General features: G+C 74.1%; 14 protein-coding genes. 8 read left to right on the top strand and 6 right to left on the bottom strand.

Annotation, left to right across the window (positions count from 1 at the left end; all coding sequences use genetic code 11):
• Positions 1-64 precede the first annotated feature (64 nt).
• A complete protein-coding gene (locus ACFP3R_RS25110) occupies positions 65-409 on the bottom strand; it encodes a hypothetical protein (RefSeq protein ID WP_380638901.1) in 345 nt (114 codons plus the stop codon).
• Positions 410-1,057: 648 nt separating this feature from the next.
• On the opposite strand from ACFP3R_RS25110, the gene ACFP3R_RS25105 reads away from it, so the two are divergent.
• Positions 1,058-1,363, top strand: coding sequence for a hypothetical protein (locus ACFP3R_RS25105; RefSeq protein WP_380638899.1), 306 nt, complete (start codon positions 1,058-1,060; stop codon positions 1,361-1,363).
• 40 nt (positions 1,364-1,403) lie between these two features.
• On the opposite strand, the gene ACFP3R_RS25100 is transcribed toward ACFP3R_RS25105, so the two are convergent.
• Both ACFP3R_RS25100 and ACFP3R_RS25095 read right to left on the bottom strand, forming a co-directional pair.
• Positions 1,404-2,771: a permease prefix domain 1-containing protein gene (locus ACFP3R_RS25100; protein ID WP_380638897.1), complete on the bottom strand. Its 1,368-nt coding sequence runs from the start codon at positions 2,769-2,771 to the stop codon at positions 1,404-1,406.
• Positions 2,768-3,136, bottom strand: a complete 369-nt coding sequence (locus tag ACFP3R_RS25095) for a PadR family transcriptional regulator (RefSeq protein WP_380638895.1) — start codon at positions 3,134-3,136, stop codon at positions 2,768-2,770. The genes ACFP3R_RS25100 and ACFP3R_RS25095 overlap by 4 nt, the downstream gene beginning before the upstream one ends.
• Before the next feature lie 418 nt (positions 3,137-3,554).
• On the opposite strand from ACFP3R_RS25095, the gene ACFP3R_RS25090 reads away from it, so the two are divergent.
• A complete protein-coding gene (locus ACFP3R_RS25090) occupies positions 3,555-7,073 on the top strand; it encodes an NACHT domain-containing protein (protein ID WP_380638893.1) in 3,519 nt (1,172 codons plus the stop codon).
• On the opposite strand, the gene eccCa is transcribed toward ACFP3R_RS25090, so the two are convergent.
• Positions 7,058-10,816, bottom strand: coding sequence for a type VII secretion protein EccCa (gene eccCa, locus ACFP3R_RS25085; protein WP_380638891.1), 3,759 nt, complete (start codon positions 10,814-10,816; stop codon positions 7,058-7,060). The genes ACFP3R_RS25090 and eccCa overlap by 16 nt on opposite strands.
• Before the next feature lie 31 nt (positions 10,817-10,847).
• Here eccCa and eccD point away from each other — a divergent pair, with 31 nt between their 5' ends.
• The 5 genes from eccD to ACFP3R_RS25060 all read left to right on the top strand — a co-directional run bounded on the left by eccD (position 10,848) and on the right by ACFP3R_RS25060 (position 16,050).
• On the top strand, positions 10,848-12,185 hold the full coding sequence (gene eccD / locus ACFP3R_RS25080; RefSeq protein ID WP_380638889.1) for a type VII secretion integral membrane protein EccD: 1,338 nt from the start codon (positions 10,848-10,850) through the stop codon (positions 12,183-12,185).
• Positions 12,182-12,865, top strand: coding sequence for a type VII secretion protein EccB (locus ACFP3R_RS25075; RefSeq protein WP_380638887.1), 684 nt, complete (start codon positions 12,182-12,184; stop codon positions 12,863-12,865). Before eccD ends, ACFP3R_RS25075 begins: the two co-directional genes overlap by 4 nt.
• A 152-nt stretch (positions 12,866-13,017) precedes the next feature.
• On the top strand, positions 13,018-14,190 hold the full coding sequence (locus tag ACFP3R_RS25070) for a serine hydrolase domain-containing protein (RefSeq protein ID WP_380638885.1): 1,173 nt from the start codon (positions 13,018-13,020) through the stop codon (positions 14,188-14,190).
• Positions 14,191-14,316: 126 nt separating this feature from the next.
• Positions 14,317-14,820: an NUDIX domain-containing protein gene (locus ACFP3R_RS25065; RefSeq protein ID WP_380638883.1), complete on the top strand. Its 504-nt coding sequence runs from the start codon at positions 14,317-14,319 to the stop codon at positions 14,818-14,820.
• 243 nt (positions 14,821-15,063) lie between these two features.
• On the top strand, positions 15,064-16,050 hold the full coding sequence (locus tag ACFP3R_RS25060; protein ID WP_380638881.1) for a cellulase family glycosylhydrolase: 987 nt from the start codon (positions 15,064-15,066) through the stop codon (positions 16,048-16,050).
• 72 nt (positions 16,051-16,122) lie between these two features.
• On the opposite strand, the gene ACFP3R_RS25055 is transcribed toward ACFP3R_RS25060, so the two are convergent.
• Together ACFP3R_RS25055 and ACFP3R_RS25050 are read right to left on the bottom strand one after the other, a co-directional pair.
• Positions 16,123-16,389, bottom strand: a complete 267-nt coding sequence (locus tag ACFP3R_RS25055; protein WP_380638879.1) for a hypothetical protein — start codon at positions 16,387-16,389, stop codon at positions 16,123-16,125.
• A gap of 73 nt (positions 16,390-16,462) precedes the next feature.
• A complete protein-coding gene (locus tag ACFP3R_RS25050) occupies positions 16,463-17,428 on the bottom strand; it encodes a GlxA family transcriptional regulator (protein ID WP_380638877.1) in 966 nt (321 codons plus the stop codon).
• Positions 17,429-17,555: 127 nt separating this feature from the next.
• Here ACFP3R_RS25050 and ACFP3R_RS25045 point away from each other — a divergent pair, with 127 nt between their 5' ends.
• Positions 17,556-18,401 carry a phosphotransferase gene (locus tag ACFP3R_RS25045; protein ID WP_380638875.1) on the top strand — a complete coding sequence of 282 codons (846 nt, stop codon included), beginning with the start codon at positions 17,556-17,558 and terminating at the stop codon, positions 18,399-18,401.
• Positions 18,402-18,503: the final 102 nt, after the last annotated feature.

Here is an 18,503-nt window from a genome sequence, read left to right as displayed (position 1 = left end):
GACAGTCCGTCGGACGCCTCGCCGGACCTCCCCGGACCAGGAGGTGCGGACTAGGAGGTGCGGACTAGGAGATGCGGTCCAGGTAGGAGGTCCGCATCCAGCCTTCCCCGTCGGTGGCGCAGGCGCAGTGCACGGCGGTGTACCACTCGCCGCTGGAGTGCTGGCTGCTGACGCACGGGCCGGTCACGATCGACCCGTAAGCCTTGGTCTTCCTGGCCACGGAATCGGGGCTGGGGTTCTCCCGGACCGCGAGACCGTCGTAGCGCACGGCGTAGGTGCACGTCGCGAAAGCCGCCACATCGGTGGTCGACCCGGCCGCCGGCGCCGCCGCGGCGACCCCGCCGCCGAGGGCGAGCACACCCAGCACCGCGCCGGAGACGAGCGCGGCTCGTGAAATCAGCTTCCGCATAAAATTTCTCTCCCGTCGCTTCGGGAACGCCCGCCATCGCTACGGGAACGAACCCGGTCGTGAGCCGCACGACCGTGCGGCTGTTGAGACAGTGGTCCGTGCACCGACCCGGAGGAAGGCTCCACGGGACGTGGTACGACGAGACGGTCCTGACCTGCGGGTTCTCATACACCGGCTGGGATGGGGTGAGACAGCGTGGGAGAGGCGCCCGAACCGCCGCGGCACGCCGGGCGGGTGTCGCGGTCCGAGGGCGAGGCGTTCCACGTCCTGCTCCGCGAACTCGCGCGGCGGACCGGCAAACCGACCCGGGGACAGCAGGCCGACGCGCTCGGCGTGAAACCGCAGAGCTTTTCGCGGTGGATGGCCGGTGACGGATTGCCGAATGTGGAGAACCTCGACGTGATTTTGCGGAACGGCGGGGTTCCGGCGAAGGAGTGGGACCGTATCCGCGCGCTCCGCCGAAGGGCCGATGACGAACGCAGGAGGCGTGGCGGCGATTCCTCGAACGGTTCGAACGGTCACCACGGCACCAACGGCAACAACGGTTCGGGCGCGGGGGGAATACCGCCATTACCCCGGGAGGCGCCGGAGGGGAATTCCCCGGCGCCTCCACCCCCGGGGTCCTGGTGGGCGCGCGAGCGGTGGAAGGTGGCGCTCGGCGGCGTCACCGGCCTGCTCTGCCTGGCGGGCGTGCTGTTCACCCTCTACCGGGGCGACCCCGAGGACGCGCTGCCTCCCGTCGACCCGGCCTGCGACCTGTACGAGGTCACCGCGAAGACCCTCTTCCGGCGGGACGCCGAGGGCCAGGTGATCGACCAGTTCGTCCGGGACGAGCGCCTGGAGGTGCTGCGCCGCAACGGCTCGGTGGACAACAGGTACTGGTACGTCTCCGGCTCCGGCGGGAAGCGGGGCTGGGTGGACCCCGATCCCCGCTGGATGCGGCCGCTGTGCTGAGGCGGGCGGCCCGCCGGCCACCCGCCCCGCGCTCCCCGGGTCAGAGGTAGCCGAACACCGGCGGGAAGACCAGCACCACGACCCACGCCCACACCGCGTACACCGGCAGGTAGTTCGTCTGCCAGCGCTCCAGCGCCGCGAACGGCGCGCGTCGCCGGACCAGGCCCAGCACCAGCCAGGCCGACCAGGCGAGGTTGACCAGCAGGACGGCGTTCTCCCCGAGCGCCGCCGCCTTGTTGGGCGTGGTGCCGTACTCGGTGATGCGCCCGGTGATCTCCACCAGCACCACCACGTCGATCGCCAGCGCGGCCGCCACGAGCGCGAGTTGCAGCCGGTCGAACGGGCCGGGCGGGGCCAGCGGGTCGCGGGCCGAGGTCGAGTAGAGCAGCAGGCCCAGCACCACGACCAGCAGCAGGTCGAACAGGATCAGCACCTCCCGCTCGACGTCGATGCCGTCGCCGGTCACCACGAGGGCGACGAGGAAGGCCAGCAGCGCCGCGGTGAACAGCGGGGTGAACAGCCGGGTCAGCACCGGGGCGATGTTCTCCACCACGCCCTGCTTGACCTCGACGAGCCACCCGGCCACCACCACCGCGGCCGCCGCGCCGCAGGGGAGGAGCCACCGGCTGACGAAGCCCTCGGGGGAGATGCCGATGGCCTCGAACGTGCCGAACGTGAAGGCCGTGAGCACCCCGCCGCCCAGCGCGATGAGCACGGAGTAGACGAACCACTCGCCGGTGAAGCGGATGAAGTCCATGCGCCGCCGCGGTGAGCGCGGGTCGTCGGCCACGTACGCCAGGCCGACCGCGAACCACAGCGCGAGGGGCAGGTGGACGCAGGTCACGACCAGCGACTGGGAGTCGTCCGCGAGCGGGTAGGCGTTGGCCGCCACCGCGCCGAGCGCGAACCACGCCACCAGCAGACCGACCAGCGCCCTCCCGGCCCGGCGGCGCCAGGCCAGGAACCCGGCCAGCCAGGGCAGCGTCAGCAGCCCGGCGTTGAGCGCGTAGAACGCCCCGTCCCGGTCGAGGTCCAGGCCGAACAGCTCCGGCGCCTTGACCGACACCGCCGCGCCCGCCGCGCAGAGGACCATCGCGCGCAGGTCCCGCCGCGCCCGCCCGCCCGAGGCCGGGTCGTCGTCCCCGCCGGTGAGCACCAGCTGCTTCCACAGCCGTTCCGAGTGCTCCCGGGCGAACTCGCGGGACAGCTCGTCCAGGCTGCCCATGCGCTTGACCGCGACCAGGAACGCCTCGTCGGCGCGGAGCCCGGCGGCGACCAGCTCGTCCACGGACCCCCGGAGGTGGTCCTCCAGCTCCTCGACGTCGGTCGACCGCAGCGCGCGGCGGCGCCGCACGTAGTGGCGCCACTGGGCGAACTGGCCCTCCAGCTCGTCCTGGTCGCCCGTCACGCGTGACCCCCCAGCGGGAAGTTCGCGGTGAACGGCCCGGGTTCCCGCCAGACCTCCTTGAGCGCGGACACGACCGCGGTCCACTGGCGGCGCTGCTCGGCCAACTCGGCCAGGCCGCTGTCGGTGATGCGGTAGTACCTGCGCCGCCGCTCGCCGGCGACCGCCCGCCAGCCGGACTCCACGTGCCCGAGGCGCTCCAGCCGGTGCAGCAGCGGGTAGAGCAGGCCCTCGGTCCAGTCCAGCTCGCCGCCGGACAGCTCGTTGATCCGCTTGAGGATGGCGTAGCCGTAGCTGTCGGCCTCGGCCAGGATGCCCAGCACCATCGGGGTCGCCGAGGCGGCCACGAGATCCTTGGTGAGTTTCACGCGCTCTCCATACCCTAGAACTGCGAGGCATAGTAGAGCTAGGTATTCGGTGCGGCAAGCGGCGGGGGTCGGGACCTCCGGGTTCGAGACTTCGCTGGTCCGCCGGGACGACCTTCGCCGAGCTGGTCCGGCGGGCTGGTTCGCCGGATCGGAGGACCGGGGTTCCGGCGCCCGCCGTCGTACGCGGATCGCGGTCCGGCGGCAAGCCGATCGGGCACGGATCGGCTTGCCGCGAAGGAAACCCGCGCTGCGGCCCGCCACGTTCGGGCGGCGATCTGCGTGCCGGGCGGCGATTCGCGTGCCTCACCCCGTCCGAACCCGCCGGTCCTGCCTCGCCGTGCCCGAGGCGCCGCGCCCACCCCCCGTGGTCACAGCGAACACGCCGAGGTGCCGCCCGCGGCGGGGATAGATTGGCGCGGTGCGCTTCGAGGACGCGGTCAAGCTGGTGGGTCGGCAGCAGAGCGGGGCCGTCAAGGCGCTCGACTACCTGCTCGGCGGGGTGCTCGCCGTCGCTGCACCCTTCACCGGCGGCGCGACCATCGGGCTGTTCGACCCCAAGAACGACCTGGTCCGAGGTCTGGGCGACCTGCACGCGCAGTGGTCGGAGAAGGTCCGCGGCACGCGCAACCGGCACCGCGGCGAGCTGCTGGTCGCGGCCCACACGATCGTCGTCGTCTCCGCCTATTTCGACACGGTCGCCGCACAACCGCTGCTGGCGGGTGTGACGCTGCTGCCCCGCGAACGGGACCTGCTCGCCTCCGCGGCCGCGGAGGACCCCGAGCGGGCCGACATGGTGGGCGGGCTGCTCCGGATGGAGGTGCCCGCGCCCGGACCGCACCGGCCGTTCGACGTGCTGATGGACCACGTCCACGAGCACTACTCGCAGATGTCCCGACGGCTGGCCGACTTCCTGCGCGGTCTCGCGTACTGGGACGGGCTGGACGAGACCCGCCGGGGAGCCGTCGACGAGCTCCTCCGCGACGAACTGCCCGCCGCCGCCATGGCCGGCTACCGGGGACGCCTGGGCCAGTTCGCCGCCGAGTGCCCGGAATTCCTGTTCTGGACCTCGGTGTGGGAGCACACCAACACCCGGGAGCAGGTCCGGCGGGCCGTCCCGCCCGAGGTCTACGCCAAGCTGGACGACATCGTCGCGGTGCTCCGCGAGACCCGCACCGGCCTGGACGGGCTGGGCCGCCTGCTGCGCAGGCTCCAACCGCGCGGCGCCGCCGCGCCGGAGAGGTGGGGCGAGCTGGCGCACGCCTACCGCGACGACTTCCAGCGCCAGTTGTTCGAGGCCGTCGAGCACGGCGCCGCAGCGGACCTGGACATCCCGGTGCTGGCGCACGGCTACGTCAACCCGGCGTTCCGCGCCGTGGAGCACGGTCCCGGCGCCAGCCCGTCGGAGGACCGCTGGTGGCGCGCGCACGTCACCGAGGTGCGCCAGGACATCCAGGGGTTCTTAGCCGGCTACCTGGGCTCACCCGTGGCCACCGAACTGCCGCTGGTGCTGCTCGGTCACCCCGGTGCGGGCAAGTCCGTGCTGACCAGGGCGCTGGCGGCGCAGCTCGGGGCCTCCGGCTACCGGCCGATCCGCGTCGACCTGCGCAGGGTGCCCGCCGACGCCCTCATCATGGACCAGATCGAGCACTCCCTGCGCGACGCGCTGCACCGCGACGTCAAGTGGGACGACCTGGCCGACACCGCGGGCGACTCGATGCCGGTCGTCCTGCTCGACGGCTTCGACGAACTGCTCCAGGGCAGCTCCAGCAGCCGCTCCGACTACCTGGAGCGCGTCCGCGAGTTCCAGCACGTCGAGCGCCGCCAGTCCCGGCCGCTGGCCGTCGTGGTGACCAGCCGGACCGTGGTGGCGCACCGGGCCCGCATCCCGCGCGGAGCCACCGTGCTGCGCCTGGAGCCGTTCGACGAGCCGCGCGTGAGCGCTTGGCTGGAGCGGTGGAACGAGGCCAACGCCGGCTACTGCGCCTCGCTGGATCTGCAACCCCTGCGACTGGACACCGTGTGGCGGCACCGCCACCTCGCCGAGCAGCCGTTGCTGTTGATGATGCTCGCCCTCTACGACGCCGACGGCAACGCGCTCCAGCGGGAGAGCACCCAGATCGACCAGGCGGAGCTGTACGAGCGGCTGCTCACCACGTTCGTCCGCCGCGAGGTGAACAAGACCCGGGCGGGCGCCTCTGAGGACGAGGTGGCGAGGTTGATCGACCACGAGCTGAACCAGTTGTCGTTCGCCGCGTTCGCGATGTTCAACCGGGCCAGCCAGTTCGTCAGCGAGAAGGGGCTCCAGCAGGACCTGGAAGTGCTGCTGAGCGATCCCGGTGGACAGCGCCGCGACGACGTCGGCATCGGCCAGGCCCTCACCGCGGCGCAGCTGCTCGTCGGCCGCTTCTTCTTCGTGCACGTGGCCAGGGCGTCGTTCGCCGACCCGACCGCGCGGACCCCCGGGATCGGGACCGACGAACTGCGCACCTACGAATTCCTGCACGCCACGTTCAGCGAGTACCTGGTGGCGCGCCTGGCGGTGCACGCGGCGGTCGACCTGCACAACGCGCACGCAGCGGGGCGCAACCGGTTGGTTCCCACCAGGGCCGAGCCCGACGATTCGGTGCTCCACGCCCTGCTGTCGTTCCAGCCCCTCACCGCCCGCGCCCCGATCGTCGGGTTCGTGGTGAAGCTGGCCCGCCGGGACCGCGCGCTGGCCGCCCGGGTCCACGCCACCCTGGTCGAGCTGTTCCGGGTCAGCCGTCGTGCCGTGACGACCCGCCGGTTCGACGCCTACCAGCCGGCGGACCCCGAGCTGCCCACCCGGATGGCCGTGTACAGCCTCAACGTCCTGCTCCTGCTGCTCGCCACCGCGGAGGGCGGCGTGCGGCTCGCGGACCTGTTCGGCGAGCCGGAGGACGCGCCGACCCGGTGGCGCCAGCTCGCCCTGTCCTGGTGGGCGTGCCTGGACGACGAGGCGTGGCGCTCGCTGCTGGACGAGGTCGGCCTCGTCACCGACCACGGCGGCGCCCCGGTCGGTGTCGAGCTGCGCCCCGCGGCCGAGCGCCCGGCCGCGGTGGACCGCCGGGGCGTGGCGGACGTCCACCGCAGCACGGGTTTCGTCGGGGACCGCGCCCTCGACCGGGTGCTGGCCGGCGTCCTGCCGTTGGCGGAGCTGAGCGACGCGCTGTTCCACCCCGCGCGGACCGGTGGCGCGCCGCCGGTCGCCGACGTGCTGCGCCTGCTGCTCGACCCCGAGGTCCCGATCCGCCGCTTCACCGACGTCGTCGGCGTCCTCGACCCCGTGCCCGAGCCCGAGCGGTCGGCGCTGATCGGGGTCCTGCTGCGACAGCCGGTCGCACGAACCGCTCGCGACCCGCAGGACCTCCCCGAACTCCTCGACCGGGTGACGGGGGAGCGGCCGCGGGTGGCCGCCGAGGCCATCAGGCTCGCCGCCGCCCACTTCGGTCGGGACGTGATCGTCGACGCCGTGCTGCGCGACCGCGTCGCCGTCGTGGCGCGTGCGGCCGACATGCGCGAACTGCTGCGGCTCGAACCTGCCCTCTACCTGGAGGTGGTACTCGCGCTGGAGGTGATGCGCCCCGCCGGGCTGCCGCCGGCCTACGGGCTGGAGGTCGCGCTGGCGCGGGTCGACCTGGCCCCACTCGCGCGGAGCGCGTCCGACCTCGTGCGGCGAACGCTGTCCGCGGCCCGCCGGCGCGGCCTGGCCCCGTTCCCCCTCGGGCGCGGAGCCGCCGTGCTGGGGGAGCTGCCCAGCGGCGTGCTCGCCGTGTTCACCCCGGCCGAGTGGGCGTACCTCACCGACGCGGCGGGCTCCACCGACACCGGGGACCGGTTGGCGCTGCTGACCGCGCAGTGGCGCCGGATCCGGCAGGAGGCGGGCCTGCCGGTCACCGCGCCTCAACCGCGTCGCTGAGCCGTCCGGGCCAGCCGCACCTCGGAGGTCGTGCCGTCGTGGTCGACGAGGACGCCCCGGCCCGGTGACCGGCGCACCGGCGCCTGGTCGGCCAGCACCGCGCCCTCGTCCGGGTCGCCGCTGAGCACCACACCGGGCGTGCCCATCCGGTGCAGGGCCGCGAGCACGGTCTCGTACCTGGCCTGCGCGGCGCCCCGCGCCCGTCGCGCGATCACCACGTGCAGACCGATCTGCGCACCGCGCGGCAGCAGCCGGGCCAGCGGGCGCAGCGGGCTGACCCCGCCCGGCGGCGTCATCGCCTCGTAGTCGTCGACCAGCAGGAAGTACCCCGGGCCCGACCACCCGCCGTCCTCGCGCCCGCTCAGGTCTTCGACCACGGAGGCGATCTCCTCCGCCGACGGCGGTGAGCGGCGGTCCCAGCGGAGCACGCGTGCCTCCCCGGGACGGTGGCGGCCGGCGAGCGCCTCGGCGACGAGCCCCAGCAGGGTCGACTTGCCCGAGCCGCGGTCACCGAACACCAGGAAGTGGGCGGCGGCGGTGAAGTCGACGAACACCGGCCGCGCCGACCGGCCACCGATCCCGATCGGGATCGCGCCGCCCGGCGGCACCGCGGGCAGGTCGGCGGCGTCGAGGCGGTCCGGCAGCACCGGCGGCGCGGGGGCGTGCGGACCGGGCCACGCGCCGCGGATCCGCGAGACCAGCGCGGCGAGCCCGGCGGGCAGGTCCTCCGACGTCGTGTGGCCGTCGGCGCGGGGCAGCGCCGTGACGAACCGCAGCCCGGAACCCTCCACGCCGTGCCCGGGGCGGTTCTCCGGCACCCGCGCGGCGTACCGCGGGCCCACCTCCGACGTCGCCGGGTCGGCCAGGCGCAGTTCGAGCACCGACCACAGCGCGGACCCGGACCGGTGCGGTGCGTCCTCCCACGCCGTCGCCGTCACCACCAGGTGGATGCCGTGGTCGGCGGCGCGGGCGGCCGACGCGGCGAGCCCGTCGGCGACACCGGGGTGTTCCCGCCGCAGCCGGCCCCAGTCGTCGACCACCACGAGGACGTCGCCGTACGGGGCCTCGCCGAACTCGCCCGCCGCGCGCCGCGCCCGGTAGTCCGCCATCGAGTCCACGCCGACCCGGAAGAACAGCTCCTCGCGCTCGGCCAGCAGGGTCGAGACCAGCTCGGCGGTCCGCCGCACCCGCTGGGTGTCCGGGGCGCCGGCCACCACGCCGACGTGGGGCAGCCCGGCCACGTCGCCCAGTGCGCCGTCCTCACCGAGGTCCAGGCAGTACACCTGCGCCTCGCGCGGTGTGTGCGTGAGCGCCAGGGACATCACCAGCGCGCGCAGCACGGAGCTCTTGCCCGACCTCCGCCGGCCGACCACCACCACGTGCCCCGACAGATCGACGACCAGCGTGTCGTGGCGGTGCTCCCGGACGTCGTCTACCTGCCCGATCGGCACCAGCAGCCCGCCGCCGCCCGTTTCCGGGCACAGCCCGCGCGCGGGGTCCTCCCGCAGCGGACCGAGCAGCTCGGTCAGCCCGGCCGCCGCGTCCAGCGGCGGCGTCCAGACCGGGCGCGCCCGTGGCGCGCGACCCACGAGCCGCCCGACCACCGCGGCCAGCAGGCTGGTCCGGTGGTCCGGAGCCTCGATCGCCGTCACGGGCACGTGCTCACCGGTGAACGGGAGGACCGGTCTGGGCGACCCGCCCGCCCCGCCCACCGGCCCGGACACCGGCGGCACGACGAACCTGCCGGTCCCGCTCCGGTGGACCAGCAGGCCCTCGCCCGGGTAGAGCTCGTGCGCGTCGTCGGTGCCGATCGTCGCCCGGCTCTCCTCGGGTGAGTCGGCCCTCATCGCGATCCGGTAGGACGCGAACCGGTCCAGGCCGCGCGGGGAGTTCCCGCCCACCTGCCGCACCGCCACCAGCAGGTGCACCCCGAGCGAGGTCCCGGTCCGGGCCAGTTCGAGCAGGACCGCGTGCAGTTCCGGCACGTCCGGCAGGGCGTCGAACCGGTCGAGCACGATCAGCAGCGCCGGCACCGGCTCCAGGTCGGCGCCGAGCGCGCGGGCTCGTTCGTGGTCGCGCCGGTTCCCGTGCTCGCCGAGCACGTTCCGCCTGCGGTGCAGCTCGCCGGTCAGGGCGTGGCCGAGGCGTTCGAGCAACGCCACCTGCGTGGCGTCGGTCCCGTGCACCGGGACGACGGAGGTGGTGTGCGGCAACGCGGTGAGGTCGAGGAACTCGGGACCCCCGACCAGCAGGAGGTTCACCTCGTCCGGCGGGTGGGTGACCGCCAGCGCCAGCACCAGCGCGCGCAGCAGCTCGGTCTTGCCCGCGCCGGCCCGGCCGACCACCAGGCCGTGCGGTCCGACACCGGTCCCGGCCTTGAGGTCGAGCTCGACGGGCCGGCCGCGGTCGTCGTACCCGATGGGCACCCTGAGCAGTTCGCGCTCGCCGCGCAGGGCCCACAGCCGGTCCACGTCCAGCGCGTCCACGTCGTCCAACCCCAGCAAGCCGGGGAACGAGTCGGCCCGCGTCGGGCCCCCGAGCGCCGCCTGCCCGGTGGACAGCCGGTACGGCGCGAGCTGCCGGGCCAGCGCCCCGGCCTGCGCCCTGCTCAGGTGGTCCGGCCGGCCGAACCGTTCCGCACCGGTGGAGGACAGCGCCTCCAGCGCGTCCGGGGCGACGGCGAGGGCCAGCGAGCGCGAGCGGGGCAGCCCCACCCCCGACACGTCGAGCACCGCGACGTCGCCGAGGCCCTCCGGGGTCAGCAGGAAGTCGTGCTCGGGCGTGACGCCGTCGAGCACGCCCACCAGGTGCCGCCGGTCCTCCAGCGGCGGCGCCCCGCGCTTGAAGGCGGGGCGGCGGGCCAGGTCGTCGCCCAGGAGCCGTTCCAGCTCGCGGATCGAGCCCACGATCAGGCGCGCCGGTCCCGCGCCGTCGGCGCGCGTGGGGTCCAGGACGTGCGGCAGCCACTTCACCCAGTCCCACTCGGCCAGTTCCCCGGGCCCGGCGGCGACCGCGATCCGCAACACGTCGGGGCCGTGGAAGAAGGCCAACGCGCACAGCATCGCCCGCACGACCCCGCGCACGCTCTCCTCGTCGCCGCTGAAGCGGATGCCGGCGAAGCCCCGCGTCGCGACCGAGATCGGCAGGTCCGGCACCAGCGAGTAGCGGCGGACGAACCGGCGCAGCGCCAGCGTGGACAGCGGTTCCAGCTCCTCGACCGGCCCGGTCTGCGGCGGGACCAGCCGGGTGGCCAACCGCTGGGGACCCGTGCCCACCCGGACGTGCCCGAAGGAGGAGTCCGCACGCACCCGTTCCCACATCCGGGGTGTGCCCACCAGGGACCACAGGGCATCGGGCGGCGGGTGCACCCAGGTTCGCTCGGCCCGCTGCGCGGTCGCGGCCTCCCGCGCCCGTTCGCGCATCTGGTCGAGGTACCGCTCGAAGTCGACGCGGTCCTGGTCGACGGAGCCGCGCCGGTCGCGAGACGACCGCACCGCGCCGCCCACCGCACCGGCGATCAGCGCGACCCCGACCAGGGTGAGCGGCACCTGGCCGCGCCCGACCAGCAGCAGCGCCGACCCGGCGACGGCCGCGAGCACCGACAGCACGAGCAGCAGGTCCGCGGTGACCAGGCTGATGGGATCGGCGGCGGAGGGCAGTTCCGGTGGCGGTTCCAGGTGCACTTCACCGCCGGACACCTCCGGGGCGGCCAGGCGCCGTCGGCGGAACGGCACGCTGCTCATGGGCGGCGAGCCTACTGACGGGGCGGGGTGGATGGGTAGGCTGCTCCTCCGGGCTGTTCGGGTGGAGGTGCGGGTGGGCGGCGAGGTCGACCGGGAGGTGTGCCGGGTCTCCGTGATCACTCCGGGCGGGCTGGTCGACCTGGTGCTGCCGGTGTCGGTGCCGGTGGCGGACGTGCTGCCGGCCATCAGCCGCCACACCGCCTCGGAGCACCGCGGCCTGCTGATCTGCGACCGGGAGGGCGAACCGCTCGACACCGCCCGCAGCGCCGCGGAACTCGGCCTGCGCCACGGTGACGTGCTGGTGTTGCGCACCCCCTCGTCGCTGGTGCCGGAACCGGGCTTCGACGACCCGGTGGAGGCCGTCGCCGCGGCCACCGCGCTGCGGCCCGACCACTGGCGGATCGAGCACACCAGGACCGCATGGGCCGTGCTGGCGTTCGTGGCGCTGACCGCGCTCGCCGCGCTGCGGTTGCCCGCCGTGGTGTCGGGCGCCGGTGCGGTGCTCCTCCTGCTCGCCGGCCTGCTCGCTGCCCGTGCGCCCCGCGGCGCGGCGGCGTCGGCGGCGTTGCGCGGCGGGGCGGTGCCGCACGCGGCCGCGTGCGCCGCGGCGCTGGTGCCCGGAGCGCCGTCGCAGGTGCTCGCGGCCTCGGTGGCCGCGGGGGTGACGGCCGTCCTCGCCGCGCTGTCCGCGTCGTCGTCGCGGTCGGTCTTCGTCGCCGCGGGTACCTGCGCGGCGGTGACCGCGGGCGCGGCGGCCGCGTGGGCCGCGGGCGTCCCGCCGGCCACCGTCGGCGCGGTGCTGGCCGTCACCGGTGTGCTCGTGCAGCCGCTGCTGCCGGGGCTCGCGCTGAGGGCCGCGCGCATCACCGTCCCGCCGATCCCGGAGGACATCGCCGATCTCAGGGCCGCGGACGACGACCCGCACGCCGACGTGACCGCCGAGTTCGCGCACGACGCGCAGCGGTTCCTGACCGCGGGTCTGGTCGTCGCCGACATCGTGGTGCTCGCCGCGATCCCGGTGCCGGTCTTGGCTGGTCCGCCGGGCGCGGTGCTGTGCGCGGTGCTCGCGGCACTGGTCCTGGTGCGGGCGCGGCGGTTCCGCCTCCTCCCGCAACGGCTCGCGGGTGCGGTGACCGGCACCCTGCTGCTGAGCGCGGCGCTGGTGGGCGCGGCCCTCCACGCGCCGCCCGCCCTCCGGTGGCCCGCGGCGCTGGTGGTCGCCGCGGCGGCCACGGCACTGGCGCTGGGGGGCGACCGGCCGTCGCCGGCCACCCGGAGGTGGGTGGCGCTGGGCGAACTCGGGCTCGTGGTGGTGCTGCTCCCGGTCCTCGCCTGGGTCTGTGGCCTGTACGGCTGGATCGCGGCATGAGCACCCCGTTCGGCGGCGGCGCACACCGGCACCTCGCGTCCCGGTTGTCCTCCGCCCTGGTCACCGGTAGCCGGTGGCGGGTCGACTCGTCGGAGCGGCGGCTGCGCCTCGGTCTGCTGGCCGGCGCCCTGGTCACCGCGGCCGTCCTGGCGGCGTTGTCGCTGGGCGTCGCCGGCCGTGCCACCACGGTGGCCGCCCCGTGGTGGCACGAGGGCGCTTTCCTGGCCGAGGGCGAGACCGGCGCCCGCTACGTGGTCCTCGACGGACGCCTGCGCCCCGTGCCGAACCACGCGTCCGCGCTGCTGGTCCTCGGCCGCTCCGACGTGAGCCCGAAGGTCGTGCCCCGGGCCGAGCTGCCCGTCCCCGGCCCGGCCCTGGGCATCCCGGGCGCGCCCGACCGCCTGCCGCCGCCGGACCAGTTGCTCGCCCGGTCGGAACTGGACCTGGCGCGGACGTCCGGCATCCCGGCGGGCCGCGGTGCCCTGGTCCGGAGCGGGCGGGCACACCACCTCGTCACCGACGACGGCACCGCCTTCCCGCTCACGCGGGGTGCGGGCGGCGACGCGCTCATCGCCCTGGGCTACGCCGGAACCACCCCCGTCGAGGTCGAGGCCGGGTGGCTCGCCTCCTTCGCCTCGGGACCGACGCTGGACCCGGCACGGGCCAGGGCGGGGCTCTGACGCGGCGGGACTTCGACGGGGCGGGGTCCCGGCCGCCTGTCTCCCGCCTCGAACCGCGTGGCTCGCCCAGCCGGCCCGGCGCGAACCGTGACCGGTCGTGGACCCCGCGAGTGGCCTGCCGGCAGCCGGTCGGGCAGTCTGTCCACATGGGGATGAATCGGACACTGATCGTGGTCGGGGCGGTGGCGGCGCTCGTCGCCGGTCCGGTGACGGGGATCCAGGCGAGTCCGGGCTCGCCGGTGCGGGACGCGCTGGAGCAGGTGGTCGCCGCCGGCGTGCCCGGTTCCTACGCGGCCGTCGTCGACGGGGGCGCCACCTGGCGCGGTTCGGCCGGTGTCGGGGACCTGCGGACCGGGCGGGCGCCCGACCCGCGCGGCCGGGTGCGCGTCGCGAGCGTGACCAAGACGTTCGTCGCCGTGGTGGTGCTGCAACTCGTCGGTGAGGGCCGGCTCGGGCTCGACGACCCGATCGCCGACCACCTGCCCGGCCTGCTGCCCTACGCCGAGCCGATCACCGTCCGCCAGCTGCTCGGGCACACCTCCGGCGTGCCGCGCGACATCGCGCACTGGCAGACCCTCGAAGAGGTCGACACCAAGCGCTGGGAGGGCTTCGAGCCGGCCGAGCTGGTGCGGCGGGCGACCGACGGCGTGCCGCTGCTGTTCGCGCCCGGCACCGGTTTCTCCTACTCCAACACCGGCTACACCGTGCTCGGCCTGCTGGTCGAGCGGATCACGGGCCGCTCGCTCGCCGGCGAGCTGGAGCGGCGCGTCTTCCGCCCCCTGCACCTGCGGGACACGTCCTTCCCGAGCCACCAGCCGTTCCTGCCGCGCCCGGCGGCGCGCGGCTACGAGCGGCTCTACGGCGAGCAGGCCCCGCTCACCGACGTGACGACGTACGTGTGGTCGCGGCTGTGGGCGTCCGGGAACGTGATCAGCTCCCCGGACGACCTGAACCGCTTCTTCCGCGCGCTGCTCGGCGGGCGCCTGCTGCCGGCCGAGCAGCTGGCGCGGATGAAGGAGTTCCGCGAGGGAGCGCTGGGCCCCATCGGCTACGGCCTGGGCCTGATGCGCCTGCCCAGCCCCTGCGGCGGCCCGGACCTGTGGGGCCACGGCGGCGACCTGCCGGGCTACAACACGTGGAGCCTGCACACGACCGACCTCAGCGGCCAGGTGTCGGCCGGCATGAACCAGGACATCACCGCCCCGGTCGCGGCGCACCAGCACGTGCTGCTCACCGTGGTCCCGGCGGCGCTGTGCGGCGAGGCGCCGACGGCGGTGGCGTCGACCGGCACCGAGATCCCGTACCTCGGTCCGACGCTGCCGTAGCGCGAGGGGCTCGCCGCGCGGTGGTGGTCCACACCGCGCGGCGGGCGTTCCGCGCACGACAGCGCGAAGATCCCCGGCGCCGGTGGACGGGATGAGGTTCTCGCGCGCCCGGTAGCCTCCTGTGCCGTGGACCTTCTGCCGTTCGAGGAGTACGCCGCCTCGCTGAACCGGAAGCGCGCGTCCGCAGGCGTCCTCTTCCGGGACGCGGAGAGCCGGGTGCTCCTGGTCGAGACCACCTACAAGCGGACCTGGGAAATCCCCGGCGGCTCCGTCGACGCGGACGAGGCACCCTGGCGAACAGCCGTGCGCGAGGTGCTGGAGGAGATCCACATCAACCGTCCGCTCGGCCGGCTCCTGCTGATCGACCACATCCCCACCGACGGGCCGATGCCCGAAGGGCTGGCGTTCGTCTTCGACGGCGGAGTGATCACCGAGGAAGAGGTGACGGGGATCGAACCCACCGATCCCGAGATCCGCTCGGTCGGCCTCCACACCCTGGACGCCGCCCGTGACCTGGTGAAGCCGGGCCTGGCACGCCGGATCGAGGTGGCTCTCGACGTCCTTGTCGTGACGGGCGAGCCGGCCCTGTGCGAGTCGGGCTACCGCGTCACCGCACGAGAGCGCCGCTGACCAGCCGCGGCCGCCGCGGGCGAGTCGGCACAGCGGAACGCCCTGCCGCCCGGACCATTCCGGGTACCCAAACGGTCCAGGTGAATATTTACCGCTTAAGCCCTGACACAGCCAACCAATACGCCGACCTCACCTGTTGACGCTTAACCGGTTAACTGGTTGTATCCGAGAACAGGCCGAGTCCCGCCGCCCGCCCGGCGGACCGGATGTCAACGATGTCAACGACGACATGGTGAGGTAGACGTGGTCAAACGATGGGCCCTGGTCGCGGTGGCGACCCTGCTCGCGGCGCTCGCACCGCTGCTGAGCGCACCCGCGGCGTCGGCCGCGAACGGCTTCTACGTCAGCAACGGCCGGCTCTACGACGCGAACGGCAGCGAGTTCGTGATGCGCGGGGTCAACCACGCGCACGCCTGGTACCCCGACCGCACCGCCCAGGCGCTCAAGGACATCAAGGCGCTCGGCGCGAACACCGTCCGCGTCGTGCTGAGCACCGGCGCCCGCTGGACCTGGACCAGCACCTCGGCGGTGTCCACGATCGTCTCGCAGTGCCGGTCGAGCAAACTGGTCTGCGTGCTGGAGGCGCACGACACCACCGGTTACGGCGAGCAGAGCGGCGCGGTCGACCTCAACAAGGCGGTCGACTACTGGCTGGGCGTGAAGAGCGCCCTGGTGGGCCAGGAGCGCTACGTCATCGTCAACATCGGCAACGAGCCGTACGGCAACAACAACTACGGCAACTGGGCCAACGACACCCGCAACGCCATCTCCCGGCTGCGGTCCAACGGCTTCACCCACACCCTGGTGGTCGACGCGCCCAACTGGGGTCAAGACTGGTCGAACACCATGCGCGACAACGCGTCCTCGGTGTTCAACGCCGACCCCCAGCGCAACACCGTCTTCTCGATCCACATGTACGGCGTGTACGACACGGCCGCCGAGGTCACGTCCTACCTGAACACCTTCGTCAACAACCGGCTGCCGATCGTGGTGGGCGAGTTCGGCGACAACCACTCCGACGGCAACCCGGACGAGAACACCATCATGGCCACGGCCCAGTCCCAGCGCATCGGCTACCTGGGCTGGTCGTGGAGCGGCAACGGCGGCGGGGTCGAGTACCTGGACATGGTCTCCGGCTTCAACCGCGCCAGTCTGACCACCTGGGGCAACCGCATCTTCAACGGCTCCAACGGCATCAGGGCGACGTCCCGGCAAGCCACCGTCTACTGAGGACGGTGAAGCGCGGGGTCGGCCGTCAACGGCGACGACCGGCCCCGCGCGCCGCACCCGGCCGGCGGTGGTTCAGTCGCCCCACCGCGCCGGGATGTCCGCCGACGCGCTCGGAGTCCGCACCGAAGTCCAGGGCCGTGCCGGCGGCGACCAGCCGGCACAGCGGGCCGCGGCGGAGAACACGGCCCGCGGGTCGTACTCCTCGTGCCCGCACGCGTCCCACTGGTCGACCAGGAACTCCGCGGAGGCGTGGGCGCGGATGCTGTGGTTGGCCGCGGCCGGGGAGACCGAGGAGCGCGGGAAGTCCAGCGTGTCCCGGGCGAAGGGTTCTGCCGGCAAGGGCGGAGTGGTGATCACGACGTCGATCCTGACGCCGCCGGGCAGCGCGGAACAGTGGCTGGAAGGCCAACCCTCAACGGGTTCCGGCCAACTCCCGTCGCGGGGTGCGGAACGCGGTCCGGTAGGACTGGGGACTGGTGCCCGCCACGCGCTTGAACCGGTCGCGGAAGGCGGTGGGGGAGCCGAACCCGACCTGGGTGGCGATGCGGTCGACCGGGTGGTCCGTGGTCTCCAGCAGGTGCTGGGCCCGGCGGACCCGCGTGCGCAGCAGCCACTGGAGCGGGGTGGTGCCGGTCTGCTCCCGGAAGCGCCGGTTGAGCGTGCGGATGCTCGTGCCCGCCCGAGCGGCGATGTCGTCGAGGGTCAGCTCGTCCGCGCAGTTGTCCTCCAGCCACCGCAGCAGCGGCTCCAGCTCCGAGCCGCGCGGCGCGGGCGGGAGGTCGTGCGCGATGAACTGCGCCTGCCCGCCCTCGCGTTCCAGGGGCATGACCGACAGCCGGGCGGCGTCGGCGGCCACCGCGGAGCCGTGGTCGCGGCGGATCAGGTGCAGGCACAGGTCCAGGCCCGCCGCCGCCCCGGCCGAGGTGAGCAGCGGGCCGTTGTCGACGTAGAGCACGTCCGGGTCCACCAGGACCAGGGGGTGGCGGGCGGCCAGCTCGGCGGCGGCGACCCAGTGCGTGGTGGCGCGCAGCCCGTCGAGCAGCCCGGTGGCGGCCAGGGTGAACGCGCCGGTGCAGATCGAGGCGATCCGGGTGCCCCGCGCGGCGGCCCGCCGCAGGGCGTCCAGGACCTCCTCGGGCACGGGCCCGAGGTCGGAGCGGCCGGGCACGACGATCGTGTCCGCCTCGGCCAGCGCCTCCAGCCCCCACGGCGGGCGCAGCGTGAACGCGCCCGCGTCCACGACGGGCTCGGGCCCGCAGACCTTCACCCGGTAGGCGGTCCTGCCGTCGGGCAGGCGGGTGCGGGTGAACACCTCGATCGGGGTGGACAGGTCGAACGGGACCACCTTGTCCAGCGCGAGAACGGCCACCGTGTGCATGGCCGAACCGTACCCGGCCGGAACGCGGTGGGGGATGGTGATCCGGCCACTTCCGGTGCGGTCGTCCCTCGCCCCAGCTTCGCCACGACGGTGGCGTAGTGCGAGGATCCGCGGTGTGGAGGCGGAGATGGTGTCGCGTGCGGTGGCCGCGGCGACAGCACTGGCCGGAGAGCTGCGCCTGCCGGTGGACGACGCGGTCGTGATCCACGATTCGAACATGCTCGCCCTGCGCCTGCTGCCGTGCGGCGTCTTCGCCCGGGTGGCACTGGTGGGACGGGAGGTGGCCGCGTTCGAGGTCGAGCTCGCCGGCCGACTCGCCGCAACCGCGAGCCCCGTCGCAGCGCTGGAGCCCCGGGTCGAGCCGCGGGTCCACGAACGCGACGGCTTCGCCGTGACCCTGTGGACCTACTACGACGTCGTGACTCCCGGCCCGGACTTCGCGGGCGCGTACGCGGACGCGCTCCAACGCCTGCACGCCGGCATGCGGAGCGTCGAGATGGCAACCCCGCACTTCCTGGACCGGGTCGCGGAGGCCGAACGGCTGGTCGCGCACCGGGATGACACCCCCGCGCTCACCGAGACCGACCGGCATCTCCTCCTCGGCACCCTGAGGAGTGCTCGTGAACGCATCCGCGGCCGCGGTGCCGCCGAGCAGCTGCTGCACGGCGAACCGCATCCCGGCAACCTCCTCAGCACCCGTGACGGCCTGCTGTTCATCGACTTCGAGACGTGCTGCCGCGGACCCGTCGAATTCGACGTGGCCCACGTGCCCGAGGAGGTCGGCGCGCGTTATCCGGCCCTCGACCACGTCCTGCTCGCGGAATGTCGGCGGCTCGTGCTCGCGCTGGTCGCCGCCTGGCGTTGGGACGTCCGCGATGAATTCCCGGATGGGCGTCGGCACGGCCGCAACATCCTGTCCCTGCTCCGCAAGGGTCCGCCGTGGCCCGCGCTCGGTGCTCTCGTCACCGAGTAGCGGAACGCGCCCCCATGCCGCCGAGTGCGATGATCGACGTGGTCAGGACGGTCAACCGGGCCGGTTGCCGGCGCCACCCGGTTCGGCGCGGGAGTCCGACAA

Origin of the sequence: Saccharothrix lopnurensis, assembly GCF_042658445.1 — a bacterium.
In the GTDB taxonomy this organism is placed as follows: Bacteria; Actinomycetota; Actinomycetes; order Mycobacteriales; family Pseudonocardiaceae; genus Actinosynnema; species Actinosynnema lopnurensis.
The sequence above is the reverse complement of the archived record's forward strand: the minus strand, read 5'-3'. Positions and strand labels throughout refer to the sequence as shown.

What these genes read in the sequence shown, in the direction of transcription:
- ACFP3R_RS25110 (WP_380638901.1), bottom strand. Translation starts at nt 409, where the DNA reads ATGCGGAAGCTGATTTCACGAGCCGCGCTCGTCTCCGGCGCGGTGCTG.
- eccCa (WP_380638891.1), bottom strand. Translation starts at nt 10,816, where the DNA reads ATGAGCAGCGTGCCGTTCCGCCGACGGCGCCTGGCCGCCCCGGAGGTG.
- eccD (WP_380638889.1), top strand. Translation starts at nt 10,848, where the DNA reads ATGGGTAGGCTGCTCCTCCGGGCTGTTCGGGTGGAGGTGCGGGTGGGC.
- ACFP3R_RS25075 (WP_380638887.1), top strand. Translation starts at nt 12,182, where the DNA reads ATGAGCACCCCGTTCGGCGGCGGCGCACACCGGCACCTCGCGTCCCGG.
- ACFP3R_RS25070 (WP_380638885.1), top strand. Translation starts at nt 13,018, where the DNA reads ATGAATCGGACACTGATCGTGGTCGGGGCGGTGGCGGCGCTCGTCGCC.
- ACFP3R_RS25050 (WP_380638877.1), bottom strand. Translation starts at nt 17,428, where the DNA reads ATGCACACGGTGGCCGTTCTCGCGCTGGACAAGGTGGTCCCGTTCGAC.
- ACFP3R_RS25045 (WP_380638875.1), top strand. Translation starts at nt 17,556, where the DNA reads ATGGTGTCGCGTGCGGTGGCCGCGGCGACAGCACTGGCCGGAGAGCTG.